The organism is Paraburkholderia phenoliruptrix (assembly GCF_902859825.1).
In the GTDB taxonomy this organism is placed as follows: domain Bacteria; phylum Pseudomonadota; class Gammaproteobacteria; order Burkholderiales; family Burkholderiaceae; genus Paraburkholderia; species Paraburkholderia phenoliruptrix.
On record NZ_CADIKB010000005.1, the window covers coordinates 193,040 to 218,260 of the forward strand.

General features: G+C 64.7%; 28 protein-coding genes and 2 tRNA genes. 17 read left to right on the plus strand and 13 right to left on the minus strand.

Annotation, left to right across the window (positions count from 1 at the left end; genetic code table 11):
* Positions 1 to 239: 239 nt before the first annotated feature.
* Entirely contained in the window at positions 240 to 968 is a 729-nt protein-coding gene (locus tag HV711_RS08480; protein WP_013588556.1) for a FadR/GntR family transcriptional regulator, read from the plus strand.
* 269 nt (positions 969 to 1,237) lie between these two features.
* Complete coding sequence (locus HV711_RS08485) at positions 1,238 to 2,248, plus strand: Gfo/Idh/MocA family protein (protein ID WP_035477383.1); 1,011 nt, start codon at positions 1,238 to 1,240, stop codon at positions 2,246 to 2,248.
* A 49-nt stretch (positions 2,249 to 2,297) separates the two neighbouring features.
* Here the strand turns inward: HV711_RS08485 and HV711_RS08490 are convergent, their stop codons facing one another.
* The 6 genes from HV711_RS08490 to HV711_RS08515 form a co-directional block, all read right to left on the minus strand.
* Complete coding sequence (locus HV711_RS08490) at positions 2,298 to 2,957, minus strand: amino acid ABC transporter permease (protein ID WP_013588554.1); 660 nt, start codon at positions 2,955 to 2,957, stop codon at positions 2,298 to 2,300.
* Positions 2,958 to 3,082: 125 nt separating this feature from the next.
* The gene (locus tag HV711_RS08495; protein ID WP_013588553.1) at positions 3,083 to 3,877 is read right to left on the minus strand and encodes a cystine ABC transporter substrate-binding protein; all 795 of its coding nucleotides are present in this window, start codon (positions 3,875 to 3,877) and stop codon (positions 3,083 to 3,085) included.
* A gap of 125 nt (positions 3,878 to 4,002) precedes the next feature.
* Entirely contained in the window at positions 4,003 to 5,025 is a 1,023-nt protein-coding gene (locus tag HV711_RS08500) for a quinone-dependent dihydroorotate dehydrogenase (protein ID WP_013588552.1), read from the minus strand.
* 93 nt (positions 5,026 to 5,118) lie between these two features.
* Complete coding sequence (locus HV711_RS08505) at positions 5,119 to 5,943, minus strand: arginyltransferase (RefSeq protein ID WP_028363269.1); 825 nt, start codon at positions 5,941 to 5,943, stop codon at positions 5,119 to 5,121.
* A 108-nt stretch (positions 5,944 to 6,051) separates the two neighbouring features.
* Positions 6,052 to 6,789, minus strand: coding sequence for a leucyl/phenylalanyl-tRNA--protein transferase (aat, locus tag HV711_RS08510; protein ID WP_015002737.1), 738 nt, complete (start codon positions 6,787 to 6,789; stop codon positions 6,052 to 6,054).
* A gap of 21 nt (positions 6,790 to 6,810) precedes the next feature.
* Positions 6,811 to 7,356, minus strand: coding sequence for an NUDIX hydrolase (locus tag HV711_RS08515; protein ID WP_035477381.1), 546 nt, complete (start codon positions 7,354 to 7,356; stop codon positions 6,811 to 6,813).
* Positions 7,357 to 7,777: 421 nt separating this feature from the next.
* On the opposite strand from HV711_RS08515, the gene HV711_RS08520 reads away from it, so the two are divergent.
* Positions 7,778 to 12,304: a two-partner secretion domain-containing protein gene (locus tag HV711_RS08520; protein WP_244142636.1), complete on the plus strand. Its 4,527-nt coding sequence runs from the start codon at positions 7,778 to 7,780 to the stop codon at positions 12,302 to 12,304.
* Between the two features lie 182 nt (positions 12,305 to 12,486).
* On the opposite strand, the gene HV711_RS08530 is transcribed toward HV711_RS08520, so the two are convergent.
* Positions 12,487 to 12,563, minus strand: a tRNA-Met gene (locus HV711_RS08530).
* A gap of 317 nt (positions 12,564 to 12,880) precedes the next feature.
* Here HV711_RS08530 and HV711_RS08535 point away from each other — a divergent pair.
* Both HV711_RS08535 and HV711_RS08540 read left to right on the plus strand, forming a co-directional pair.
* The gene (locus HV711_RS08535) at positions 12,881 to 13,378 is read left to right on the plus strand and encodes a heme-degrading domain-containing protein (RefSeq protein WP_013588545.1); all 498 of its coding nucleotides are present in this window, start codon (positions 12,881 to 12,883) and stop codon (positions 13,376 to 13,378) included.
* Between the two features lie 10 nt (positions 13,379 to 13,388).
* Positions 13,389 to 13,721 carry a DMT family transporter gene (locus HV711_RS08540; RefSeq protein WP_374121804.1) on the plus strand — a complete coding sequence of 111 codons (333 nt, stop codon included), beginning with the start codon at positions 13,389 to 13,391 and terminating at the stop codon, positions 13,719 to 13,721.
* Between the two features lie 106 nt (positions 13,722 to 13,827).
* Here the strand turns inward: HV711_RS08540 and HV711_RS08545 are convergent, their stop codons facing one another.
* Both HV711_RS08545 and HV711_RS08550 read right to left on the minus strand, forming a co-directional pair.
* Positions 13,828 to 14,208 (minus strand): hypothetical protein, encoded by a 381-nt coding sequence (locus HV711_RS08545; protein ID WP_013588543.1) that lies wholly within the window; start codon positions 14,206 to 14,208, stop codon positions 13,828 to 13,830.
* 45 nt (positions 14,209 to 14,253) lie between these two features.
* Positions 14,254 to 14,445: a hypothetical protein gene (locus tag HV711_RS08550; protein WP_035477486.1), complete on the minus strand. Its 192-nt coding sequence runs from the start codon at positions 14,443 to 14,445 to the stop codon at positions 14,254 to 14,256.
* Between the two features lie 128 nt (positions 14,446 to 14,573).
* Between HV711_RS08550 and HV711_RS08555 the strand changes: the two genes are divergently transcribed.
* The 3 genes from HV711_RS08555 to HV711_RS08565 all read left to right on the plus strand — a co-directional run bounded on the left by HV711_RS08555 (position 14,574) and on the right by HV711_RS08565 (position 16,719).
* A complete protein-coding gene (locus tag HV711_RS08555) occupies positions 14,574 to 14,840 on the plus strand; it encodes a hypothetical protein (protein WP_028363264.1) in 267 nt (88 codons plus the stop codon).
* A gap of 233 nt (positions 14,841 to 15,073) precedes the next feature.
* Positions 15,074 to 15,358: a DUF1488 family protein gene (locus HV711_RS08560; RefSeq protein WP_028363263.1), complete on the plus strand. Its 285-nt coding sequence runs from the start codon at positions 15,074 to 15,076 to the stop codon at positions 15,356 to 15,358.
* Between the two features lie 230 nt (positions 15,359 to 15,588).
* Positions 15,589 to 16,719 (plus strand): enoyl-CoA hydratase/isomerase family protein, encoded by a 1,131-nt coding sequence (locus HV711_RS08565; RefSeq protein ID WP_035477378.1) that lies wholly within the window; start codon positions 15,589 to 15,591, stop codon positions 16,717 to 16,719.
* Between the two features lie 99 nt (positions 16,720 to 16,818).
* Here HV711_RS08565 and HV711_RS08570 read toward each other — a convergent pair whose 3' ends face one another.
* The gene (locus HV711_RS08570; RefSeq protein WP_013588538.1) at positions 16,819 to 17,244 is read right to left on the minus strand and encodes a hypothetical protein; all 426 of its coding nucleotides are present in this window, start codon (positions 17,242 to 17,244) and stop codon (positions 16,819 to 16,821) included.
* A 422-nt stretch (positions 17,245 to 17,666) separates the two neighbouring features.
* On the opposite strand from HV711_RS08570, the gene ssuD reads away from it, so the two are divergent.
* Genes ssuD through HV711_RS08590 form a run of 4 tightly spaced genes read left to right on the plus strand, consistent with a single transcriptional unit; the run spans position 17,667 to position 21,085 of the window.
* On the plus strand, positions 17,667 to 18,827 hold the full coding sequence (gene ssuD / locus HV711_RS08575; RefSeq protein ID WP_175145048.1) for an FMNH2-dependent alkanesulfonate monooxygenase: 1,161 nt from the start codon (positions 17,667 to 17,669) through the stop codon (positions 18,825 to 18,827).
* Between the two features lie 51 nt (positions 18,828 to 18,878).
* The gene (gene ssuC / locus HV711_RS08580) at positions 18,879 to 19,745 is read left to right on the plus strand and encodes an aliphatic sulfonate ABC transporter permease SsuC (protein WP_035482417.1); all 867 of its coding nucleotides are present in this window, start codon (positions 18,879 to 18,881) and stop codon (positions 19,743 to 19,745) included.
* Positions 19,742 to 20,809, plus strand: coding sequence for an ATP-binding cassette domain-containing protein (locus tag HV711_RS08585; RefSeq protein WP_035482419.1), 1,068 nt, complete (start codon positions 19,742 to 19,744; stop codon positions 20,807 to 20,809). Before ssuC ends, HV711_RS08585 begins: the two co-directional genes overlap by 4 nt.
* Before the next feature lie 60 nt (positions 20,810 to 20,869).
* On the plus strand, positions 20,870 to 21,085 hold the full coding sequence (locus HV711_RS08590) for a TOBE domain-containing protein (protein WP_013588534.1): 216 nt from the start codon (positions 20,870 to 20,872) through the stop codon (positions 21,083 to 21,085).
* Between the two features lie 8 nt (positions 21,086 to 21,093).
* Here HV711_RS08590 and HV711_RS08595 read toward each other — a convergent pair whose 3' ends face one another.
* The gene (locus HV711_RS08595; RefSeq protein WP_013588533.1) at positions 21,094 to 21,390 is read right to left on the minus strand and encodes a hypothetical protein; all 297 of its coding nucleotides are present in this window, start codon (positions 21,388 to 21,390) and stop codon (positions 21,094 to 21,096) included.
* 176 nt (positions 21,391 to 21,566) lie between these two features.
* Here HV711_RS08595 and HV711_RS08600 point away from each other — a divergent pair, with 176 nt between their 5' ends.
* The 3 genes from HV711_RS08600 to HV711_RS08610 all read left to right on the plus strand — a co-directional run bounded on the left by HV711_RS08600 (position 21,567) and on the right by HV711_RS08610 (position 22,596).
* Positions 21,567 to 21,764 (plus strand): hypothetical protein, encoded by a 198-nt coding sequence (locus HV711_RS08600; protein WP_013588532.1) that lies wholly within the window; start codon positions 21,567 to 21,569, stop codon positions 21,762 to 21,764.
* Between the two features lie 134 nt (positions 21,765 to 21,898).
* Positions 21,899 to 22,141 (plus strand): DUF6566 family protein, encoded by a 243-nt coding sequence (locus HV711_RS08605; protein WP_013588531.1) that lies wholly within the window; start codon positions 21,899 to 21,901, stop codon positions 22,139 to 22,141.
* Between the two features lie 74 nt (positions 22,142 to 22,215).
* Positions 22,216 to 22,596, plus strand: a complete 381-nt coding sequence (locus HV711_RS08610) for a glyoxalase superfamily protein (protein ID WP_028363257.1) — start codon at positions 22,216 to 22,218, stop codon at positions 22,594 to 22,596.
* 112 nt (positions 22,597 to 22,708) lie between these two features.
* Here HV711_RS08610 and HV711_RS08615 read toward each other — a convergent pair whose 3' ends face one another.
* The gene (locus HV711_RS08615) at positions 22,709 to 22,975 is read right to left on the minus strand and encodes a hypothetical protein (protein WP_013588529.1); all 267 of its coding nucleotides are present in this window, start codon (positions 22,973 to 22,975) and stop codon (positions 22,709 to 22,711) included.
* Between the two features lie 324 nt (positions 22,976 to 23,299).
* Here HV711_RS08615 and dusA point away from each other — a divergent pair, with 324 nt between their 5' ends.
* Complete coding sequence (dusA, locus tag HV711_RS08620; protein ID WP_035482421.1) at positions 23,300 to 24,301, plus strand: tRNA dihydrouridine(20/20a) synthase DusA; 1,002 nt, start codon at positions 23,300 to 23,302, stop codon at positions 24,299 to 24,301.
* A gap of 146 nt (positions 24,302 to 24,447) precedes the next feature.
* Positions 24,448 to 24,523: transfer RNA gene (locus tag HV711_RS08625), tRNA-His, on the plus strand.
* 126 nt (positions 24,524 to 24,649) lie between these two features.
* On the opposite strand, the gene HV711_RS08630 is transcribed toward HV711_RS08625, so the two are convergent.
* Positions 24,650 to 24,985, minus strand: a complete 336-nt coding sequence (locus HV711_RS08630; protein ID WP_013588527.1) for a hypothetical protein — start codon at positions 24,983 to 24,985, stop codon at positions 24,650 to 24,652.
* Positions 24,986 to 25,221: the final 236 nt, after the last annotated feature.

The following is a 25,221-nucleotide window of genomic DNA, read 5'->3' on the forward strand; positions in this document are numbered from 1 at the left end:
GCAAAGTCGGTGCCAAAGGCATGCTTGAAACGCAAGCTTAGGGTCCGTCGGGACGTATTGCGTTACACAGAAGAAACAATTCTTCAGAGGGATAACCCTGTCAGGAAGTGTCCCAACTGGCGTAACCGTTGTGAAGCTAGCAACGTATCGTGGATGAGCACCACGCGACGATAAAACACACAAAAGGGCGGTTTATCAACAGGCTACGCGGGGGCGAACACCGCTTCGGGGAGAGGGTCATGGAACAGGCAAACAAGGATCGATCACTGGTGAGCAAGGTGATGGACGGGCTCGTCACAGGGATCGTCGAGGAGAAATACGGCGCGATATTGCCGCCACAGGACGTGTTGTCGAAAGAGTTCGACGTGAGCCGCACCGTCATGCGCGAGGCGCTGTCGATGCTGCTCGCGCGCGACATGCTCGACGTGCGTCCGAAGATCGGCACCCGGATCCGCCCCATGAGCGACTGGCGCATGATCGACGAAGACGTCGTGAACTGGCGCTTTCGCGCGAAGCCCGATCCGCTGTTCCAGCGCGACGTCATCGAGTTTCGCATTCTGATCGAGCCGCGTGCATCGGCACAGGCGGCATCGCGCGGCAGCGCGGCCGACATCGCGGCGGTGCGCGATGCGTTCGAGGCGTTCCGCGTGATTCGTCCGGACGAACCGGGTTATCAGGAAGCCGACGAACTGTTCCATACGCGTATCCTGGTGGCAAGCGGCAACCAGTTCTTCAAGCAGATGGCGGCGATCATTCGCGGCGCGCTGTCGACCGGTAATCCGGCCGTCACCGCGCCCGAGGGCGCCTGGGAGGCGGCGGTGAACTCGCATCGGCGCGTGGTCGAGGCGATCGAGCGGCGCGACCCAAAAGAGGCCGAGCTCGCGGCGCTGGCCATGATCGATCACACGGCCGAGGAGATCGCCGGCACGCTCGCCGCGGCGCCGCCGGCTCCGCCCGCCCGCGGCTGATACGCTGGTTCTGGCCCGAAGCGAAGCACGTGGTCGACGCCGCACGGCGCGAGCCTTGCGGTGTTCATCCGCGAGCGACGCGCGCTCGATCCTGTATTCGCGGCACAGCGGCACAGCGGCACAGCGGCACAGCGGCACAGCGGCACAGCGGCACAGCGGCACAGCGGCACAGCGGCACAGCGGCACAGCGGCACAGCGGCACAGCGCCACGCGCCGCCGGCATGCGCGACAATAGCGGCTTTCCTTAACCGCATGGACGCCGCGTCATCGTGACAACCGCCACCTCGACTTCAAAGCAGGACACGGCTTCGGCCGACACCATCCGCTGGGGCATCGTCGGAACAGGCCGCATTGCGCGCCGGTTCGCGCAGGGTCTCGCCTATGTGCCGCGTGCGCGTCTTGCCGCGCTGTGGTCGCGCCGGCCCGAGTCCGCCCGGGCTTTCGCCGACGAATTCGGCGGCCGCTGTGAGGCGAGCTTCGAGGCGCTGCTCGCGAGCGGCATCGACGCCCTCTACATCGCGACAGTGCAGGACAGCCACGCCGACTATGCAGTCGCCGCGCTGCAAGCCGGCGTGCACGTGCTGTGCGAAAAGCCGGCGACCATCAACCGGCCGCAACTCGAACGCGTGGTGGACGCGGCGCGCGGCGCCCGACGGCTCTTCATGGAAGCGATGAAGCCGCCGTTTTATCCGCTCTACAGAAAGTTGCGTGCGCATCTAAGTGACGATCCGATCGGCGCAGTGGGGCTCGTGCGGGCCGGTTGCTCCGTTCCGGGCGTGCCCGACGATCACCCGTCGCTGTCGTTTGCGCACGCGGGCGGCGCGCTGCTCGATATCGGCATCTACGAAATCTTTCTCGCCGTCGACTGGCTCGGCGCGCCCCTTGACGTGCAGACGCTCGGGCGTCTCGGCCCGAGCGGCGTGGATACGTTTGCGAGTCTCAACAGCCGGCACGAGCACGGCATCGCGCAGCTCTTTTGCGGGTTGGACCTGCACGGCAAGGGCGACGCGCTCCTGATGGCGAAGGGCGGCCACGTGACGATCCATGAGCCGTGGTGGAACCCGTCGCGCGCGACGATCCGCTACGCCGACGGCCGCGTGGTCGAGCTCGACGAGCCCTTCGAAGGCGGCGGCCTCAACTACGAGACCGCCCACTTTTGCGAGCTGATCCGCGCGGGGCAGCTCGAAAGTCCGCTGATGCCGCACAGCAGGTCATTGCAGATGATCGCGATGGCCGACGCGGCGCGCGCGGCGCTAGGTTTGAAATTCGCGGGCGAGTGAGCGGCGCGCCCGGCTCGCGCGCCGTGCACGGCGAGCCACGCGCTTGCGCTCAGTGCCGGGAAGGCAGCGCGAGGCGCCGTTCGTACCAGCGCTGCAGCAGTTCGAGGATCTGGCACAGCACCCAGTAGACGGCCGCGGCCGCAAGATAAAGCGGCAACGGCTGATAGGTGGAGGCGATGATTTCCTGCGCGCTGCGCAGCAGCTCCGTCACGGTAATCACCGACACGAGCGACGTGTCCTTGATCAGGCTGATAAGGCTGTTCGACAGGCTCGGCACGGCGATGCGCAAGGCCTGCGGCGCGATCACATAGCGCAGCGTCTGGCGCCGCGAGAGTCCGAGGCTGTAGGCAGCGAGCCATTGTCCCTGGTGGATGCCGAGAATCGCCCCGCGCATGCTCTCCGACAGATAGGCGGCGACGTTCGCCGACAACGCGATCACGCCGGCCGGCGTCGGGTCGAGCGAAATACCGAAGCTCGGCAAACCGTAGTAAATGACGAAGATCTGCACGAGCAGCGGCGTGCCGCGCATCACGCTCACATAGACGCGCGCGAGCCAGTTCAGCGTGCGGCTGTGGCTCACGCCCATCAGCGCGAGGACGGCGCCCGCGATCAGGCCGAAGAACATCGACAGAACGGCGAACTTGACCGTGAGGACGGCGCCCTGCGCGAGCACAGGAAGCGATTCGACGAGCAGGGAAGTGGTGGACATGAGCGGTGCTCGGGTTGGCGCGCAAGGCGCGAATCGTCAATAGGGGCGCGTGCTGCAGAAGCGCGAAGGGCGGCATTCGCGGAATGCCGCCCTTCGTTGTAGCGCGGGCCGCTTGCCTCAACGGCTTACTTGAGCGGCTTGCTGACGTCGATGCCGAACCACTTGTCCGAGATCTTCGCGAAGGTGCCGTCCGCTTCGAGCTGGGTCATGGCGTCGTCGATTGCCTTGGCGAATTTCGGGTTGTTCTTCCTGAACGGAATGCCTGACGGGTTGCCCGAGCCGACGTTCGCGCCGGTGCGCAGCGGCAACTGCGAGTTCTTGAGCAGATACGCGAGCATCAGGCGGTCGTTGAGCGCGGCGTCGAGACGTCCCGCTGCCAGATCGCGCAGATATTCGGGCGCGCCGGGATAGGTCTTCACGTCGATGCCCGGCACCGACTTCGCCATGTCCATGTAGTTGGTGCCGAGGCCGACGCCGAGCTTCTTGCCCTTCAGGTCTTCGAGCGACTTGAACTGGCGCGTGTCGTCCTTGCGCTGGATCAGCTGCGCGGCCGAGTACGTGTAGGCCGGCGAGAAGTCGAGCGCCTGCTTGCGTGCGTCCGTGATGCCGACCTGGTTGACGATCACGTCGAACTTGCCGGCCTGCAGACCCGCAATGATGCCGCTCCACTCGGTCGTGACGAATTCCGGCTTCACGCCCAGTTTGGCCGCGACGGCTTTGGCGATGTCGACGTCATAGCCGACCAGCTCGCCCGACGGCGCTTTCGAATTGAACGGCGGGAAGGTGCCTTCCAGTCCGACGCGCAGTGTGCCGCGCTGCTTGACCTGGTCGAGCAGATCGTCGGCGTGGGCCGTGACCGCGGTGAACGAAGCGCCGATCAGGGCGGCGACGAAAAGCTTTTTCAACAAGCGAACTTGCATCCTGGTCCTTTTTTGTTCGTGTGGTGTTACAGCGGACGAAAGCTTAACAAAGCAGATTGCCCGAAGCTAAATACCGATTGTTCATGTGTGTATGGCGGCTCGAGGCAGGCGGGCACGCCGTGCGCCTAGCGCAGCGCCTCAACGCACTCGCTGATGAGCGCCGGTCCCCGATAAATGAAACCGGTGTAGAGCTGCACGAGCGAAGCGCCCGCGGCGATCTTGGCGCGTGCGTCGTCGCCGGAAAAAATCCCGCCGACGCCGATGATGGGCACCGTCTCGCCGACTTCGGCGCGCAGCTTGCGGATCACTTCGTTCGACGCGTCGAACACCGGCTTGCCGGAGAGGCCGCCGGCCTCGTCGCCGTATTGCATGCCCGCGACGGCGGTGCGCGAGAGCGTGGTGTTGGTCGCGATCACGCCTTCGAAGCGATGCCGCAGGAGCGTGTCGGCGATCGACTTGACCTGCTCGTCGTCGAGATCGGGCGCGATCTTCAGCGCGAGCGGCACGAGCTTGCCGTGCATGTCGGCGAGACGCTGCTGCTTGTCCTTGAGTGCGGCGAGGAGGGCGTCCAGTTCGCCCGCGCCCTGCAACTGGCGCAGATTTTTCGTATTCGGCGACGAGATGTTGACCGTCACATAGCTCGCGAACGGATAGACGCGCTCGAGGCAGTACAGATAGTCTTCGGCGGCGCGTTCGATCGGCGTGTCGGCGTTCTTGCCGATGTTCAGACCGAGAATGCCGCGATAGCGCGCGGCCTGCACGTTCTTCACGAACTGGTCGACGCCCGCGTTGTTAAAGCCCATGCGGTTGATGACGGCCTGCGCCTGCGGCAGCCGGAACATGCGTGGCCGCGGGTTGCCGGGCTGCGCACGCGGCGTGACCGTGCCCACTTCGATGAAGCCGAAGCCGAGGGCGGCGAGTCCGTCGATTGCGGCGCCGTCCTTGTCCAGTCCGGCGGCAAGCCCCACCGGATTGCGGAACGTGAGCCCCATGACCGTGCGCGGCGCGTCCGGCACACGGGCGGCGAGTGCGCCCGCGAGCCCGGTACGGCCGGCCGCGCCGAGCGCGCGCAAGGTCAGGTGATGAGCGTCTTCCGCGTCCATGCGAAAGAGTTGGGCGCGTATGAGCGGATAGAGGGAACTGAACACGGGACGAAGCCGGGCGGCCGAAAAATGGGAACCCGCTATTTTACCGGCTTTGCGGTTTCAATGAGATAGGGTGCAAGGGGACGCGCTGTGTGCTCAGGGCCGCAGCGGCCCGCCGCGCCGGCCCTGCAAGCCCGCGCTGGCCGGCGCGAAATCCACGCCGGCGGGATCGAGCACGCGCCACACGCCGTCGATCAAACCCTCGAGCGGCCTGAAATTGGCCTTGTACGCCATCTTCGGGCTCTCGCGAATCCAGTAGCCGAGGTACAAATACGGCAGCTTGAGGCTGCGCGCCTGCTCGATCTGCCAGTAGATGTTGTAGGTGCCGAAGCTCGTATGCGGCAGTCCGGGCTCGAAGAACGTGTACACGGACGAGAGCCCGTCGCCGAGAATGTCGATCATGCTGATCATGCGCAGCAGGCCCGGCGCATCGGGCCGCTCCGGCAGCGGCTCGCGGAATTCGACGAGCCGCGAGTTGATCCGGCTTTGCAGCAGGAACTGCTCGTATTGATCGCGGCTGTCGCGGTCCATGCCGCCGCCCGCGTGCCGTGCGGACTGATAGCGCATATAGAGGGCGTAGTGTTCCTCGTCGTAGTGAAGCGGCGCGACGGTCGCGACCATGTCGCCATGTTTTTTCCACACGCGACGCTGCGTGCGGTTAGGCTCGAAGCGCTCGACCGGCACGCGCACCGGCACGCAGGCACGGCAGCCGTCGCAATACGGCCGGTAGGTGAACACGCCCGAGCGCCGGAAGCCGGCCTTCACGAGCTCGGTGTAGACATCCGAATTGATGAGATGACTCGGTGTGGCGACCTGCGAGCGCGCGATGCGCCCGTCGAGATAACTGCACGGGTAAGGCGCCGTTGCATAAAATTGCAGCGCCGAAAGCGGAGATAGAGGCAGCTCGTTGGGATGAGTCACGTTGGCAGCTCTCGAAGCGTCTCTGGTAATGCAAACCCGGCCCGCGTTGCGGCTAGCGTGTCGATCCGCGCATTCGATTGAACGGATCCGGATTCGGCCTGATTCTTCCTACGCCGCTCGCGCAAGCACATCGAGCAACGCGGTCTTGTCGAAGCGCCAGGGAATGCGCGGTGCGTCGACGGACGCGCGAACATGCGCGATGAACGCCTTGCGCGCTATCTCGCGACCGCCGAGCGACGCCAGATGCGACGTGTTCTGCTGGCAGTCTATCATTTCTATTTCGTGACGGCGCAAGTGGCCGACAAGCGCGGCCAGCGCCATTTTCGAGGCATCCGTGACGTTCGCGAACATCGATTCGCCGAAGAACATCTTGCCGAACGACACGCCGTACAGGCCGCCCACGCGCTCGCCCTCGAACCATGTTTCGATGCTGTGCGCATCGCCCGCGCGGTGCAGGGACGTGTAGGCGTCGACGACGTCAGCGGTGATCCAGGTGCCGCGCTGCCCGCGCCGCGGCGCTTGCGCGCACGCGCGCATCACGGCGCCGAAATCATGGTCCACGCGAATTTCCCACGCGTCGTCGCGCAACACGCGCTTGAGCGTTTTGCGCAGCGACGGCGACACCTTGAACTCGGCGGGGCGCAGGATCATGCGCGGGTCGGGGCTCCACCACAGCACGGGCTGGCCGTCCGAATACCAAGGGAAGATGCCGTGGCGGTAGGCGTCGATGAGCCGCGACGGCAGCAGATCGCCGCTCGCGGCGAGCAGGCCAGGCGCGCCGCTTGCCGCGCCGAGCGCGCGCTCCACGGGCGGAAACGGATCGTCGGGGCCGAGCCAGGGGACCATGCGGAGTCGCTCAGTGAAGGCTCAGCCTTCGCGCAGCGAGCGGAAGATGTCGCCGGTATGCAGCCCGAAACTGCCGGCCGCGCGGTCGGCGAAAAAGAAACGCAGCGTTTGCCCGACGGTGGGAATCGCAATCTCGTCCCACGGAATGTCGCGCTCCTCGAAGAGCTTCACTTCGAGGCTTTCCTCGCCCGCGGCGACGTCCAGATCGAGCAGGCGCGCCATGTAGAACAGATGGACCTGGTGCACGTGCGGCACGTTCAGCAGCGAGAACAGGTTCTGCACCTCGACGCGCGCGCCGGCTTCCTCCAGCGTTTCGCGCGAGGCGGCCTCGGCCGTGGTCTCGCCCATTTCCATGAAACCCGCGGGCAGCGTCCAGTAGCCGTAGCGCGGTTCGATGGCACGGCGGCACAGCAGCACTTTGTCGTCCCAAACCGGAACGGTGCCGACGACGTTGCGCGGATTCTGATAGTGCACGGTGCCGCAACTGCCACACACGAAGCGCTCGCGGTTGTCGCCCGGCGGAATGCTCAGGCTGACGCCGTGGCCGCAGACAGAACAGAATTTCATAGGAAGGGGACGAGAAAGGGTGCTAGGAGTTTATCACTCGTGCGGTGCGGTTTTGCGCGGGTGCGAAGGGCGGGAAGGGCGCGAACCGCGCGGTGAAGGGCGGTGCGGGTGAGCGAGCGAGGGCGACGCGTGAAGGCGGCGGCGCAACGAGGTTGGCGCAAACCAGAAAACGCTGCTGGTTTAGGGTCGCGCGAGTGCCACATCTGTGGTGGTCCATAAGGTCAGACCGGAAGCTAACGAAGTTATTACAACGGGCACCATCGGAAGGTTATGAAATGTAGTCAAAAAGCGACGTAACGATTCGTTTGTCGGCCCGCTTCATCGGACGAATCCGAAAATGCCCCGGCATCGACGATCCTTGACACCTTTATTCCAGAAGCGCCGCAAGAATCGAAAGATAACGTTCTGCGGGATTGCTTCAATGAATCGGTGTTACCGCCTCGTCTACAGTCGTTCGCGCGACATGCTTGTCGCCGTCGAGGAAACGGCTACGGCGGCAGGACAATCAGGCGAGACCCGCGGGGCAAGAACGTCCGGCGTCCTTCTATCGCTTCGTCGTCTGCTGCCTGTTGCACTGCTGGCGCTCGCGCCCATGCTGTCGTTCGCGCAGATCGTTGCGGGCGGCGCGCACGCCCCGAACGTCATCCAGACGCCGAACGGGCTCGACCAGGTGAACATTAACCGTCCGTCTGGCGCTGGCGTGTCGGTCAATACTTACAACCAGTTCGACGTCCCGCAGCGCGGCGCGATTCTGAACAACTCGCCGACGATGGTGCAGTCGCAACTCGGCGGCATGATTAACGGCAATCCGAACTTCGCACCGGGACAAGCCGCCCGGGTTATCGTCAACCAGGTCAACAGCGCGAGCGCATCGCAATTGAACGGGGCGCTCGAAATTGCAGGCCAACGCGCGAACGTGATTCTGGCAAATCCGTCAGGGATTTCTGTCAACGGCGGGACATTCATCAACACGAGCCGCGCGACGCTGACAACCGGCACGCCGAATTACGCCGCGGACGGCTCCGTGTCAGGCTTCAATGTCACGGGCGGCAACATCGCGATCAGCGGCGCGGGCCTGAATGCGTCGAACGTCGATCAGGTCGACCTGCTATCCCGTGCCGTCCAGGCCAATGCCGCGGTCTACGCGAAGACAAACCTGAATGTCGTCACCGGCGCGAACAGCGTCGACTATCACACGCTCAATGCAACGCCGATTGCGGGCGATGGCGCAGCGCCGGGTGTCTCGATCGACGTCAGCAGTCTCGGCGGCATGTACGCCAACCGCATCCAGTTGGTCGGGACGGAACTGGGTGTCGGTATCTCGCTCAAGGGCATCGCGGGCGCGCAATCGGGCGACCTCGTGCTGACCACCGCAGGCAAGCTGGTGCTGGCAGGCCAGACGAACGCGAGCGGCAATATCGTTGCGAACGCACAGGACATCGACAACAGCGGCACGACATACGCCCAGCAGAACGTCAGTCTGACCACGGCGGGCGCGCTGACGAACAGCGGCATGGTTGCCGCGCAGCAGAACACGACCGCAAGCGCGGGTTCGGTCAGTTCGACGGGCACGCTCGCGGCCGGCGTGAACGGCGACGGCACGCTGGCGCAGTCAGGCGATCTGAATGTGTACGCGTCCGGCGCAGTCACGGCGACGGGCCGCAATGTGGCCGGCGGCAATGCGAGCGTAAGCGGCGCGGCGGTCAATCTCGCGGGCGCGACGAATTCCGCGAACGGTGCGCTTGCGCTGGCTGCAAAGAGCGGCGACCTGAACCTGTCGGGCGCGACGACGACCGCAGGCGGCACACTCGATGCGCGCGCGAGCGGTACGCTCACGAACGATAACGGCGCGATGTCGTCAGGCGGCGCGCAGACCATCACCGCGGGCGCACTCTCGAACCGAAGCGGCCAGATCGTTTCGGGTAGCACACTGACCGAAAATGTCTCCGGCGCGACGAACAACCAGCGCGGCACGATGCAGGCCGCGGGCGCGCTCGCCTCGTCGAGCGGATCGCTCGACAATTCTGGCGGTACGCTCGCGTCGCTGAATGCAGACGGTGTTTCCGTCACGACCACCGGCCTGCTCAACAACGGCGCGGGCGGCAGCATCGGGGGCAATGGCGGCGTCAGTTTGCAAGGTGCGCAGATTTCTAACGCAGGTTCCATTACCGCGGTGCAGACGCTGATTGCGCGCGCCGTGCAGACCCTGTTCAACAGCGGCACGTTTGCGACCAATGCGGACATGACGCTTTCCGCCGGCACGACGCTCACGAACGCCGGTCAGTTCGGCGCAGTGCATGTGCTCGCGCTTTCAGCCGCGACGTTCGACAACAGCAGCGGCACGGCGAGCGCCGACCAATTCACGCTGCACGTCGCGAACCTGCTGAATCGCGGCGGCACCATCACGCAGACGGGAACCGGCGCGACGACGCTCGACGTAACCGGCACGCTTGATAACTCGGCAGGCGGCACACTCCAGACCAACAGCACGGACCTCGCGATTGCGCCGGCCACGCTCGACAACGACGGCGGCACGATTACGCACGCCGGGACCGGCAACCTGTCGATCGATGACGGGAACGGCGCGGGGGCAATCTCGAACGTCGGCGGCAAGATTGCCACGAACGGCCAGGGCGCGATTCGGGGCGGCGCGCTCGATAACACGTCGGGTTCGATCATTGGACAGAACGGCCTGACCGCGAATGTCGGCGGCGCGCTGAACAATACAAGCGGCAAGCTGCTTTCGAACGCCGGTGCGGGCATCACCAGCGGCTCGCTCGACAATAACGGCGGCCAGATTGGCGCGGGTACGACGGAAACCATCAGCACCGGAACGCTGACGAATAGCGGCGGCTCGATTGTCGCGCCTGAGCTCACGCTGACGACCGGCGCGACGCTCGATAACAGCAGCGGCGACATTGAGGCGAACCAGCTCGCACTGACCGCGACGGACCTGCTGAACTGCGGCGGCTCGATTGCGCAATACGGCACATCGTCGATGGGCTTCAACGTCAGTGGCGCGTTCAACAATTCGAACGGCGGCACGCTGCAAACCAACAGCGCAAACTTTTCGCTCGCGCCCGGTGAGCTCGTCAACGACTACGGCGCGATTCTCAACGCAGGTAACGGCACGCTGACGATTGCGCCGGGCTATGGCGCGGGCGTTTTCTCCAACGTCGGCGGCAAGATCATCGCCGCGGGTCAGATCGTCGTGCAGGCGGCCAGCCTGAATAACGTGTACGGCGTGCTCGCGGCACAAGGGAACATCGCGGCGAGCATCGCGGGCGAGCTGAACAACACGCGAGGCTCCGTTCGCTCTCTCTCGTCGCTGTCGCTCGCCAGCGGCGGCATGCTGACGAATACCAACGGACACATTCAGTCTGGCGTGGGCGCGGCCGGCGACGCTAACACACTCGCGATTCAGGCGGCGTCGGTCGACAACACGAACGGCCTCGTCAGCAGTCTCGGCACGGGCAACATGACCGTGCAAGGTGGACGCCAGACGGTCAACAGCGGCGGCGTCATGACGGGCAACGGCAAGGTTGCCGTGGATACGTCGGCACTGGTGAACACGCAGAACGGCCAGGTAAGCGGCGCGGGCGTCGCGGTGCAAGGCGATTCCGTCGACAACAGCAGCGGGCAGATTGGCAGTCTTGCCGGGTCGAACGGCGATGTCTCGATTACGACGACGGGGGCGGTCACGAACGCGAACGGCCGGATTGGTGCGACCCATCACCTTACCGTGAATGCCGCGACCCTCATGGGCGGCGGCGCCTATAGCGCGGCGAATGACGTTGCGGTGAGCGTTCGCGGCGATTTTGCGCCCACGCCCGATATGCAGTTCAACGCCGGTCATGACCTGACCTTTACGCTGCCGGGCACATTCAGCAATAACGCACTGGTCGAAGCGGCGAACAACCTGAACATCAACGCGGGCGATGTCCGGAACAGCGGCGTGATGATGGCGGGCGGCACGCTCGCGACGCATTCGAACACGCTGGAAAACACGGGAACGCTGGTCGGCGGCAGCGTCTCGCTCAATGCGACGCAATCGCTGTCGAATACCGGGCCGACTGCGCTGATTGGCGCAACCGACAGTAGCGGCACGCTCGAACTGCTGTCGAACGATATCGAAAACCGCGACGACACCACGACGACCGACACCCAGGCGAGCACGGCAATCTATGGTCTCGGCAAGGTCGTGCTCGCAGGCGGCAAGGACCCGAACGGGAACTACACGAACGCAAGCCGCTATACCGTTCGCGGTTTCGATGGCGAAACGATGCTCGCGGCGGAACGCGGCTTCTACTGGCGCAACGAATTGCAATGGCGTGTCTTACAGACGGGACAAACGCTGTATGCGGGGATCGACTACGGGCGGGTGTTCGGACCGAACACGGCGGCATGGGTCGGAACGCAGCTTGCCGGCGCGGTAGTGGGTATTCGCGGCAGCGTGCCGACCAAGTATGTCGGTGTGACCTACGACCTGTTCGCCGGTACGCCGATCTACAAACGGGAGGGGTTCCCGAGCGCACGATGGACGGTCGGTTTTCAGTTGACGGCACAATTCCAGGCGCGCTGCGGCCGTCACGCGCTGCTGACAACACCAGTGATTAGACGCTCATGCCAATCAGGTCTCGCGGTCGGTCAACGAGGTTTGTACGGTCAGACAGCGCGTCCAGCAGCTGGAAATTTTCGTCGGGTGCAGACCAATCAGGAGCATGGCCGTGTACTTCGAAGTTTCCTTTTGCGTGCGCGTCGGGTCGACCGGCAGATAGCGGTTCATCGCCCATATCGCACGCTGACGAAGATCGGTGTGTCCGTCGCGATTATGGAACCGCTGTCGCAGAAGGAAAGAGAGCTAAGCATTGCAGCGGACGCTCGTTCAGACGCAGGTAAGGCGGACCCGTCACGGACATCGCCAAGCGAGTTCGCGAAAAGACGATAGAGCGAAGGGAGACGTTACCGGAAAACGCAACAACGGAAGCACGACAGATCATCGCGACGTTGATGGGGCCGATAGGGATTGAACTGCAGGAATTGAACTGCGAGACGGGCGCTTACTTCGCGCCGTATGACGATTTTGCGAACGACTGTATGTTGCTGCTGCTGCAGATGAGTGTCGAATCTTGGTTGCGGGGGTAGGATTTGAACCTACGACCTTCGGGTTATGAGCCCGACGAGCTGCCAGACTGCTCCACCCCGCGTCCGTCGAAGAAAAAATTATAGAGCAAACAGCGAGCGGATGCAATAGCCGTTTAAGAATGCATGCCACCGTGCACACTGCGGCTCTCGGATCGCGGCCCAACACGCGCTTTCACGAAAGGTCGCGCGATGTGTGGCCGGCGTCGCATCGCGCAAGGCGCGCAGAGGACGCTGCGCTAGAATCGGAATCTCCCGGCGCCGCCGTCATGCGCTGTCACGCCGTTCGCGCAGCCTGAAGACGAACCGCGGCGAGACGCGCGACGACTCCGCGTGCCCTGCACGACGGCGCGCCTGCACTTTCACTCGCCCTCGGAGTTCCATGGACATCGCTCACGATCTGCAGGTCATTGCCGCTCAGGAACACGCGCTCGTGTTTCCTCAATTCGATGCTGACCGCGCCTGGCAAATCGGCGCCTATCTGCACGAGGTCGCGAAGGCGCGCGGCATCGCGGCGGCCATCGACGTGCGCACGTTCGGTCAACCGCTCTTTTTCAGCCTGCTCGACGGCGCGACGCCCGACAACGTGGACTGGGCGCGCCGCAAGGGCAACACGGTCGCGCATTTCCGGCGCAGCTCGTACGCGATCGGCCTGAAGATGCAGCAGGCGGGCAGCACGCTCGCCGACAAGCACGGTTTGCCCGCCACCGAATATGCGTCGCACGGCGGCGCGTTTCCGCTGACGGTCGCGGGCGCGGGCGTGATCGGCTCGATCACCGTTTCCGGCCTGCCGCAGCGCGCCGATCACGAGTTCGTGGTGGAGGCGCTGTGCGCCCACCTCGGTCACGACTACCGCAAGCTCGCGCTTGCAAAGGCCTGAGCCCATGCGGGTGCCGCCTTATGCATTGCTCGGCATCGCAATCGTGGCCGAAGTGATTGCAACCTCGGCGATGCGGGCGTCGGACGGTTTCTCGCGGTTCGTGCCGTCGGCGGTGGTCGTGCTCGGCTACGCCGTCGCCTTCTACTGCCTGTCGCTCACGCTGCGCAGTATTCCGGTCGGCATCGTCTACGCGGTGTGGTCGGGCGCCGGCATCGTGCTGATCACGCTCGTCGCGCTGCTGCTGTACGGCCAGGTGCCCGACGTGCCGGCCGTTATCGGCCTTGGGCTGATCATCGCGGGCGTCGCCGTCCTGAACATGTTTTCGAAGATGCAGGCGCATTGAAGCGCGCCGCTGGCGGCTTTGCGGGGCGCCGGCACGCCCGCCGCGGCGCCTGCCGGCGGGAAGGGCGCGGAGCGGTGCGAGGCACGCCCAAAGCGCCGACCGGCGCCTACTTGCAGCGGATGATCATCGAGCGGTTCTTGACGTTTGCCGACACGACGTTCGTCACGCTGCCGCCCGCGGTGCCGCCTTCGTCGTTGTCTTTCGACACGATGTCGTAGCCCGTCGCGCCGCACGCCTTGCCCGCCTGCACATAGCACGAGGCCCAGCTCGAATCGGCGCCGGCGCCGCTGCAATTCACCGCAAAGCCGGTCTGGCCGTTGGGCAGATTGATCAGCGAAGTCGTATTCGACGACGCGCATCCGGCTACTCCCGCGCCGATCGCGAGGGCAACCGGCAACCCGGCAAGAAGCGTCGTGCGGCGCAGCAGAGCTCGCGCGAGGCCATGTCGGCGGCGGCGCTCGCGCAGCAGTTGCGTCATGAAATGCATCGTGATGGGTTCCTTTGATGAGGTGAGCTTGCGCCGGCGCGCCGCTCAGGGTGTTTCGATTGTGATGCCTGCCGCGCTGACGAGCCGGCGGCTTTCCCTGCCGCTTTCGGTGGCCGCGTCTTCCCAGATGCTGATGGCTCGAGCGATGTCGATGCCGTGACTTTCGGCATATTCAAACCATCGGTTCGCCGCATCCGGCTCGGGCAGTTCGTGGTCGTGCAGAAAATATTTTCCCATATTGCGTTCGCTGAACTCCAAAGGCGCTCCTGCGGGAGGCAGGAGCAAGACATGACAACCGCAGCCCGCGCAGAACTATTTTGCTTGCCGCGCGCCTTACCTCCATTATCGCAACGAGGAGAACGACTATGGCTGAGCGGGTCAGCGGCCCTTATCGCGGCTATTACATCAGCGCCGCCGCGCGCCTCGTGCCGGCAGCGGACGCAGAAGGCGGAGCCGGCAACTACGTCGGTTCGGTGAGCCTCGCCGAGCTCGGTCCCGACGACGCGCACCGCATGGAAACCTTGCTGGATCTCGGCGGCAAAGACCGCTTTGACAGCGAAGAGGAGGCGCTTGCCTTCGTCGAACAGGCGGCGCGCGATTACGTCGACGGGCTGCTCGGAGGCCGCTCATGACGGCGCGCTCTGCCCGAGCGCGCGCCGTGGCGCGACATGATGTGCGAGACGAAGCCCACACGGAAGCGCGAAGCCAGCCTCACGGGAAAGCGCGGGCGCAAGCCGCCGGCCAGGGGCGCGCCGCGGCGGGGTGGACCGTAGTCCGGCCCCGCGAGTACCATATCCGGGTCGTCCGGGGCAGGCCGGTTTTCGCGGGCCCCGGTTCTGTGCCGGATACTTCTGATGAGGCGACCATGGAAATCAGGTTTCCCGCGGGCGCGCCAGCCTACCGCGATTCCAATCTGACCGTTGTCTTTTCCGCGCTGGTGGACGGCGAGCCCGTGCCCTGCGCGATCTCCGTCGAGGCGCTCGAAGACCACTTCGGCGCGCATACTGAAAACGAGGAAGGCTGGATGCGCGCTTTCGACGCCGGCCGTCCGCGCATCGAAGCTGTCGCTCGCGAGCACTTGCAGATCAGCAACGGCACGCCGGTGCTGCTCAAAAGCGGCCATTTCCCGCCGGGAAACGTTGCAAGGTAAGACACCGGGTGCCGCCTGCCGCGCCTGCCGCGCCACGTAACGCGTGCAGCAGCCAGCAGGGCGGCGCTGACGCGGCAGCAGCATGCCGCATCGCCGTCCGGCGCGCGAGCGTGACAACCCGTCGCGCGGCGTCCCGAGGGCGGCATCCCCGAGACCGCAAACACGCCCAGGCCGCAGGCACGTGATAACGTTGGGTTTCCCGTGACTCTCGCCGCCGCGCGTCGTCTTCCATGTCTTATTCCGCCTCGCCTGCCTCCAGCGACGAAGTCGCGACTTACGTAGCCAACCACATCGGTTTCATCGAGCTTGAAAGGCCGCAGGCGCTCAACGCGCTGTCAGCCGGCATGATTCGCGCCATGCATGCCGCGCTCGACGACTGGTCCGACAATCCGGACGTGCTCGCGGTCGTGGTACGCAGCCAGCATCCGCGGGCGTTCTGCGCGGGCGGCGACATCCGCTTCCTGTACGAATCGGCGCGGCGCGGCGACGAGGGCGCGCGCGACGCGTTTTTCATCGAGGAATACCGGCTCAATCACGCCATCTTCACTTATCCGAAGCCCTACATCGCGTTGATGAACGGCGTCGTGATGGGCGGCGGCATGGGCATTTCGCAAGGCGCGCATCGTACGGGCGGGCTGCGGGTCGTCACGCAGTCCACGAAAATGGCCATGCCCGAAACGCGCATCGGCCTCTTTCCGGATGTCGGCGCGAGCTGGTTCCTCGCCCGCACGCCGGGCGCGATCGGCCGGTATCTCGGGGTGACGGGCGAGACGATCGGCGCGGCCGACGCGCTGTACGCCGGTCTCGCCGACGCCTATATGGAAGACGCCGCCTTGCCCGCGCTCGTCGATACCTTGCGGAGCGAACTGTTCGTGCGCGGCGCGGACGTGGTGGCGTGCGTCGAGCGCGAATGCCGCGCGTATCAGGTTGCGCCGCCGCCGCAGGAGTCGCCGCTCGCTCGCGCGCGAGTGCTCATCGACCGGCATTTCGCGCTGCCGGACGTGCCGCGCATTCTCGCTTCGCTCAGCGAGAAGTGCGACCGCGATAGCGCCGATTGGGCGGAACAGGTCATCGCCGTCTTGCGCGAGCGCTCGCCGCTTTCGATGGCGGTATCGCTCGAGGTCGTCACGCGCGCGGAAGGCTCGATGGCCGACGTCCTGCGCGGCGACCTCGATCTCACGCGCTCGAGTTTTCTCAATGGCGATGCGGTAGAGGGCATTCGCGCGCGCATCGTCGACAAGGACAATGCGCCGCGCTGGCGCTTTGCGCGCATTGAAGACGTGAGCGCCGCGGACGTGGCGAAAATGTTCGAAAGTCCCTGGCCGGCGGGCGAACATCCACTGCGCGATCTGCGCAGCTAGACGGTCGGCTCAGTGCCCAGTGCTCGGCGTGTGGCCAACCTGCGCTGGCCTGAGCTGGCCTCGGCTGGTCCGAACGAACGACAAGCGCTGGCGAGGCGCTCAGTCTGTTTCTTCGCTTGCCATGAAGGCGCGCATGAAGACGAGCGCGCCCCAACCCCACATCGCGTTTGCCGCAAAACCCATGGCGAGGCGCGGCAGCATGTTGCCGCTCGGCCAGATGCCGCGAATCGGATCGACCACGAACACGCTGGCCGCCGTCAAGACGATGCCGCCGAACACGAAAGCCGGCAGCCACGGCGCACGGCGCTCGGGCGCGACGCGCAAAAGCCACGCCATCAGCACGGCCCAGAACGCGCTCCAGATCGCGTTGGCAATGAACTCGGGCAAGCCGAGCGGCACAAACGGGGCAGTGGAGAAACCGCTTTGATCGACGACGCCCGCGGCATGCAGCAGCGCGAGCGTGGATTCATGAAAGAACAGCGATGCCAGAAAACCGGCGACGAACGGCAGGATGAGTTTTTGCATGCATTGCACCGCCAGGGTACAGGCGCGTGACGCGCGTTGCCTGTACCGGATGATTGGAAACGTGCGCCATTATATCCAGCGCTAGCGGCTTTTCCGTGGGCCTGTCGCGTCGCGTTCGTATGCTTTAGCGTCGCGCTAATCACAGAAGTGGAAAACCTAAGCTCAAAAAAATCGTTCAAAAGCCGCGCCGCCGTCCATAGACTGTTTCTGCATGCAAACGTTGCCTCGCGCCGTTGCCATTAGCGTCGATACCGCACCTTTCCGTCCTTTCGCGATGCGCCGCCGGTTTATCTCTGATCACCGGCCGGATGCGCGCGGCCGGCGTGCGCGTAAGCGCGTGCGTGTGCCTGCCTGTTGATCCGTTTCATCTGCGGCATGCACCGTCCGACCCAATCCAGTTCTGAATACGCGGGGAGCAGCAAATGAATGTCTTCTGGTTCATTCCGACTCACGGCGACAGCCGCTATCTCGGCACGTCGCAAGGCGCGCGTGCAGCCGACTACGACTATTTCCAGCAGATCGCCGTCGCCGCCGACACGCTCGGCTACGAGGGCGTGCTGCTGCCGACGGGACGCTCGTGCGAAGACGCCTGGGTCGTCGCCTCGAGCCTGATTGCCGCGACGAAGCGCCTGAAGTTCCTCGTGGCGATCCGGCCGGGGATTTCGTCGCCGGGTCTTGCCGCGCGCATGGCCGCCACCTTCGACCGTCTGTCGAACGGGCGCCTGTTGATCAACGTCGTGACAGGCGGCGACGCGGCCGAGCTGGAAGGCGACGGCGTGTTCGTCGACCACGACACGCGCTATCAGATCACGGACGAATTCCTGCACATCTGGCGCAAGCTGCTCACGGCCGCGCACACCAACGACGCCATCGACTTCGACGGCAAGCATCTCAGGTCAAAGGGCGGCAAGGCGCTCTATCCGCCGGTGCAGAAGCCGCACCCGCCGCTGTGGTTCGGCGGTTCGTCGCCGGCCGCGCACGACATGGCGGGCGAGCATATCGACACTTACCTGACATGGGGCGAGCCGCCCGCGGCCGTCGCGAAGAAGATCGCCGACATTCGCGCCCGCGCGGCCGCGCATGGCCGCACGATCCGCTTCGGCATCCGCCTGCATGTGATCGTGCGCGAGACGGAAGAAGAAGCATGGGCCGCCGCGGACAAGCTGATCAGCAAGCTCGACGACGACACCATCGCGCGTGCGCAGGCATCCTTTTCGAAGATGGACTCCGAAGGCCAGCGCCGCATGGCCGCGCTGCACGGCGGCAAACGCGGCGGGCGCGCGGAGCTCGAGGTCTATCCGAATCTGTGGGCCGGCGTGGGTCTCGTGCGCGGCGGCGCGGGCACCGCGCTCGTCGGCAATCCTGAACAGGTGGCGGCGCTCATGAAGGAGTATGCGGAGCTCGGCATCGAGACCTTCATTCTGTCCGGCTATCCGCATCTCGAAGAGTCGTATCGCTTTGCCGAACTGGTGTTTCCGCTGCTGCCGAACCGCCGCAACAAAACCTCGAACGGACCGCTGTCGGGACCGTTCGGCGAGATCGTCGGCAACAACTATCTGCCGAAGGCGGCGAGCGCGAGCTGAGCGCCCGGCGCTTGCATCCGCCACCTTCGACAGGCAATGAGGACAGTCATCATGGCTCAATCCACTGTAAGTGCGCAACGCGATGAACGAGCGCCTGGCGGCGCGGCGGTCGGCTCCGCGCTGGTCTCCGCTTTCGCGTCGTTGCGGCAAATCGGCGCGTCGCTCGCGCCGTGGGTCGTACCGCTTCTGATTCTGCTTGCATGGGAAGCCGCCGCGCGCAGCGGCGTGCTGTCCACGCGCGTTCTGCCCGAACCGCTTGCGGTCGTGAAGGCGGCGTGGTCGCTCATCCGGTCCGGCGAAATGTGGGCCGACGTGAAGGTCAGCACGTGGCGCGCTGTCTCCGGTTTTGCGATAGGCGGCGGCATTGGCCTCACGCTCGGACTCGCGACGGGCCTCTTCAAGCCCGTGGAGATCGCGCTCGACTCAACCGTGCAGATGATCCGCAACATTCCGGCGCTCGCGATGATCCCGCTCGTGATCCTGTGGTTCGGCATCGAGGAGCAGGCGAAGGTGTTCCTCGTCGCGCTCGGCGTGTTTTTTCCGGTCTACGTGAACACGTTTCACGGTATCCGGTCGGTGGACGCCAATCTGATCGAAATGGCGCGCAGCTACGGGGTGAAAGGCCTTGCGCTGTACCGTCATGTGATTTTGCCGGGCGCGTTGCCGTCCATCCTCGTCGGCGTGCGCTTCGCGTTCGGGCTGATGTGGGTGACCTTGATCGTGGCGGAGACGATTTCGGCGCAATCGGGCATCGGCTATATGACGATGAACGCGCGCGAATTCCTGCAGACCGATGTCGTGGTGGTCGGCATTCTGCTGTACGCCGCGCTCGGCAAGATTGCCGATGTGCTGGCGAAAAGCCTCGAGCGCCTCTCTTTGCGCTGGCACCCGGCCTATCAACGAGGAGGTAAGGCATGAGCGCAAGCACGTTCTCGGCGTCGTTCGGCGGCATCGCGGGCAGCGATCTGGAAGCCGAACTGGCGCAGGCGCGCGTCGCGGATCATGACGCGGAGGTGGCCGCGGATTTCGACGGCCGCGAGGCGGGACAGCGCCATGCGCATGGGCAACGGCGGGTTGTGACGCCTGCGGGCGCCGCGGCGCGCAGCGGCGCGAGCGACGGCAGCGGCGCCGGGCGTAGCCACCGCAGCGACCGCAGCGACGACGCCAGGCGCACGGCCGATTGCTCCGTCGAACTGCGCGGCGTCGGCAAGCAATACGGCGAGCGCAAGGTGCTGGCCGACTTCGATCTGTCGATCGAGCGCGGCAGTTTCGTCGCGATTGTCGGGCGCAGCGGCTGCGGTAAATCGACGTTGCTGCGGCTCGTCGCCGGTCTGGAGAAGACCACGGCGGGCGTGCTCGAGAAGCGCGGCGCAGACGGCCGGCCGCTCGACACGCGCATCATGTTCCAGGACGCGCGCCTTCTGCCATGGAAGACCGTGCTGCAGAACGTGATGCTCGGGCTGCCCCGCAGCGCGCGCGACGACGCACGCGCGGTGCTCGCCGAAGTCGGTTTGCTGGAGCGCGCCGGCGACTGGCCCGCGCAGTTGTCGGGCGGTCAGCGTCAGCGCGTGGCGTTGGCGCGTGCGCTCGTGCACCGGCCGCAATTGCTGTTGCTCGACGAGCCGCTCGGCGCGCTCGACGCATTGACGCGTATTGAAATGCATACGCTGATCGAGCGGCTGTGGCGCGAGCACCAATTCACCGCATTGCTCGTGACGCATGACGTGCACGAGGCCGTTGCCCTGGGCGATCGCATCCTGTTGATCGAAGAAGGGCGCATTGCGCTCGATCAGCCGGTGCCGCTCGAGCGTCCGCGAGCGCGGGCGTCGGCGGGCTTCGCCGCGCTCGAAGAGCATGTGCTGCAGCGAGTGTTGAAAAACGCGCCGAACGACGACGCGTTGTCCGCACACTCCGATCGCGCGAGCGACGCGCGCCATGCCGGCCGTTTCACGCGGCCGACCGACGTCCGCTGGGCTGTCTGACTCTCCCTGTCTGACTCCCTTTCACTTACTGAATCTGAACGCTTTCTGGAGCCATTCGCAATGAGCATTTCCGCCATCAACGTACGCAACCAGTTCAAGGGCAAGGTCAAGGAAATCATCCGCGGCCCGGTTGTGTCCGAAGTCGATGTCGATACGCCGTTCGGCGTCGTGACCTCGGTGATTACCACGCGTTCCATCGACGAACTCGATCTGCAGGTCGGCTCGGAAGTCGTCGCGCTCGTCAAATCGACGGAGGTCTCGATCGCGCGTCTGTAAGGGCCGCGTTATTTCGCGTTCGCGCCGCTCGCGGGCGGCTCGTGCATCATTTTGTCGTTGGTCGGTTTGCGCGGACGCTTGATCGGCATGTTGTCCGGGTTGCTCGATCCGGTCGCGCCGGAGGCCGACTCCGGCGGCTTCACCATCGACGCGGCGGGCTCGCCAGGTTGCGCGGCCTGCTTCGGTGAGGCGGCGGCGTTGGCAGCGCTTGCCGCGTTCGTCTTCGCCCACGCCGCCGTCCCGTTCGCGCCGAGCGCGAGCAACGCGGCGGCTGCGGCGAGCGCGCTCAGGGTGCTTCGCTTCATCTCGTTCTCCTTGTTGCGTTCCTCGCATCCGCCGGCTGGCGTGAGGTTTTCCGGTAGACCCGGGTTCCTCGTGAAAATTCACGCCAGAGCCATTCCTTCATGACGATTCGCCGACGCGACTTCACTTGTCCTTGAAACTTGCTAGGATAAATTCAGTCACGTCGACGGAGACCGCCATGTCCAAGTCACTGAGTCCCGAAGCGATCGAAGCGTTGCGGCGCCTGAACGAAGTGGGCGTCGGCCAGCCGGCGCCGAAGTTCCCGCAGTCCGTGACCGCGCAGCTTCTCGCGTGCGGTCTTGTGGCCGAAGCGAGCGGCGACGAGGTCGAAATCACCTGCAACGGCAGACAGTATCTCTCCGGCGATTGCGACTGAGCGCGCCGACAGGCGCTTCACGGGATCGACCGCACGAGCCGCAGCGGTTTGCAGGGCGCTGGCTGCAGCCGGCGCGGAGCTGTTCGCATCCAATGCGCCGCGATGACCAACCCAGCCGAAGCAGGGAAGGGAAGATGGAGCCTAAAGGCCTCGACATGGGCGATTACCAGGAGCGCTATCAGGACTACGACATCGAAGTCGCCGTCGAACAGGTGCTCACGGGCGTCAAGGCGCATTTCCGTGTGCTGCGCGAAAGCGCAGTGGTGGTCGACTGGCGGCTCGTGCATATCGACAGTCTCTGGTCCACCGAGCACGCGGCCGCCGAGGCTGGCTTTCGGGCGGCGCGCGACGTGATCGACGCGGGTCTCGCGGCTTGAGCCAGCCGGCGCGCGTGAGATTGCCGGCCGGTTCGGCTAAGCTTGGCGCCTCGTCATGACTTTGGACCGCCGCCATGCACCTCGCGCCCGCCGTGCCCATCATCCGTATTTTTTCCGAAGAGAAAGCCCGTGAGTTCTACGTGGACTTTCTGGGATTCAATGTCGATTGGGAGCATCGTTTCGGCGATAACTTCCCGCTGTATGCGCAAGTGCGGCGCTCGGATCTCGTTTTGCATCTGAGCGAACATCACGGCGACGCGACGCCCGGGTCGACGATTTTCGTGCCGGTACGCGATATCGACGCATTGCATCGCGAGCTTCAGGCGAAGCACTACAAGTACGCGAAGCCCGGCGTCGAGGCGCTGCCGTGGGGCAAGGTGCTGGAAGTGGCCGATCCGTTCGGTAATCGGCTCCGCTTTTGCGAGGCGCAGGAAGAGGGCGTCACACGACAATAGGTGCGCGTCACGCCTTGCCGATGCCGTAAACGAAACCGGGCGCCTGCACCGGAATCCGGTGAGGCGCCCAGTCCCATGCCGCCGCGAGGGCAGCACGGTCGACGGCGAATGCTTAGTGGCCGAAGAACACCGATTGCGGACCGGAAACCGGCTCACGCGTGCCCGATTGCGACGACACGTTGTTCACGCCGCCGTAAGCGTTCGAGTCGGCGTTAGCGCGTTCAGCCGCGACGGTTTGGGCATTCTGGCCTTGTTGCGATGCGGGCGCGCCGACCGCCGGACGATAGAACGGTGCCGGGCCGTAGCCGCTTGCGAAAGCGGGAGCCGCGACAGCAGCGGAAACAGCGACGAGCAGGGCGGCGATAAACTTGGTCTTCATGATGTACCTCCAATAATTTCGATTTTCAAGATGGCGTTGCAGGGGCCGGGGCTATGTCTGCAACGTCGATGGAATGCAGTGTATACCCCTACTATCGAAAATTTGTACCGATAATCTGAAATTACTGTTCTCGCTGCTGAAATAATCGGCGCGAGCCCGGCGGGACGCGGCTGAGGGCTGCTCAGGCCCCGTTTGCGGTGCCCTTGAGGCCGATTAAAGACCTCATCCAGAAGGGATTTCGCCGGGCGCGCGACGCAGCCGCACGCGGGCGATTTCCCGCGTTGCGGTAAAATTGCGGTTTCGATTCAAGCCGTTCGGCCGCTTATGTCATCACCTCGCCCTGCCAGTCCGCGCCGCGTCAGCGTCGCGCCAATGATGGACTGGACCGATCGTCACTGCCGGTCGCTTCATCGCATGATTTCGCGCCACACGTGGCTCTACACGGAGATGGTCACGACCGGCGCGCTGCTGCACGGCGATGTGCCGCGCCACCTGGCATTCACGCCCGACGAAGCGCCCGTCGCGCTGCAACTCGGCGGCAGCGAGCCCGACGACCTCGTGCGTTCGGCGAAGCTCGGCGAGCAATGGGGCTACGACGAGATCAATCTGAACTGCGGCTGCCCGTCCGAGCGCGTGCAGCGCGGCGCATTCGGCGCGTGCCTGATGAACGAGCCGCAACTGGTTGCCGACTGTGTGAAGGCGATGCGCGACGCCGTCTCCGTGCCGGTCACGGTCAAGCACCGCATCGGCGTGGACGCTGTCGAGGACTACAGCTTCGTGCGCGATTTTGTCGGCACTATTGCGCAGGCCGGCTGCGAGGTCTTTATCGTGCATGCGCGCAATGCGATTCTCAAAGGCCTGAGCCCGAAAGAGAATCGCGAGATTCCGCCGCTCAAGTACGACTACGCGTATCGGCTGAAGCGCGACTTTCCGCAACTGGAGATCGTCATCAATGGCGGAATCAAAACGCTCGATGAGGTGGAGACGCATCTCCAGCATGTGGACGGTGTAATGCTCGGCCGGGAGGCCTATCACAACCCCTATCTGCTGGCCGATGTCGACGCGCGCTTCTATGGTTCGAGCGAAGCGCCGCTTACGCGCGAGCAGGTGGAAGCGAAGCTCGTCGAGTATTGCGCCGCCGAAATGGCGCGCGGCACGTACCTCGGCGCGATCACGCGCCATGCGCTGGGTCTCTATCGCGGGGAAGCCGGGGCGCGCGGCTGGCGGCGCGTGTTGTCCGACAGTAAGCGGCTCGCTGCGCGCGACCTCGCGATCTTCGACGAGGCGAGACAGCATCTGCGCGAGCCGGCCGAGATTTTTGAATAAAGGACTAGGCAAACGCCGTTCGTGTTCGTATAATCTCGTTTCTTCGTTGGCGAGTCAGGTTTTTCCGTAATTGCCGGGTGGTTTGGGTCACTCGTTTGAACAACTCGTTCAAGCAATTTGGCGGCGAGTCAAAGCAGATTTCAGTGGTGGCTGTAGCTCAGTTGGTAGAGTCCAGGATTGTGATTCCTGTTGTCGTGGGTTCGAGCCCCATCAGCCACCCCAAAGAATTCGGCGGTAAATCATTGCAGCAGTAAGCGATGACGCAAGTAATGCAAAACGGCGTTGTGAGAAATCACAACGCCGTTTTTGTTTTGCGCTTGTTTGCTTTTTTTGGCGGATGTGCGGACCTCAATGACTTCGCCCGCCATGGCCGCCACCGCCGCCGCTCCACGAACTGCCGCCGTGCGATCCGCCATATCCTCCGCCGTGCCAGCCGCCTCCGCCGTGGCCATCGTGCCAACCGCCGCCGTGCCAGTGGTCACCGCCGTGGTAGCAGCAAGCGCCACCCCAGCCGCTCCAGATGCCGACTGTGCCATACACCGGCGCATACGGCGCGCCGTACGCGTAGCCATAGTCGGGGTAGTAGGGTTGCGCGTAGCCGTAGTCATAGGCGGGCGCAACCGCGCATCCGCCGAGAGCTGTCGCCGCGGCCAGCAATGCCGCCGATGCAAAGAGCCTGCTCACGATCGTCTCCCCGTGCTGACATAAAGAATCAGAAAGATCGCAAGCCAATGAGTTCAGCCGCATTTGTGTCCATGCATTACGGTCGACAAACGTGTCTGTGAGCCGGCTCGACCTCGCGTCGCACCGTCGTGCCGAAGGCTGCGACGAATGCTTCAGTGGCGGCTCGCCTTAGCGCGTTGCCGCCCGGTAACAGTTAGTTAATCTTCGGCTCGTCGGGGCGCGGCGCGGGCGTTCAT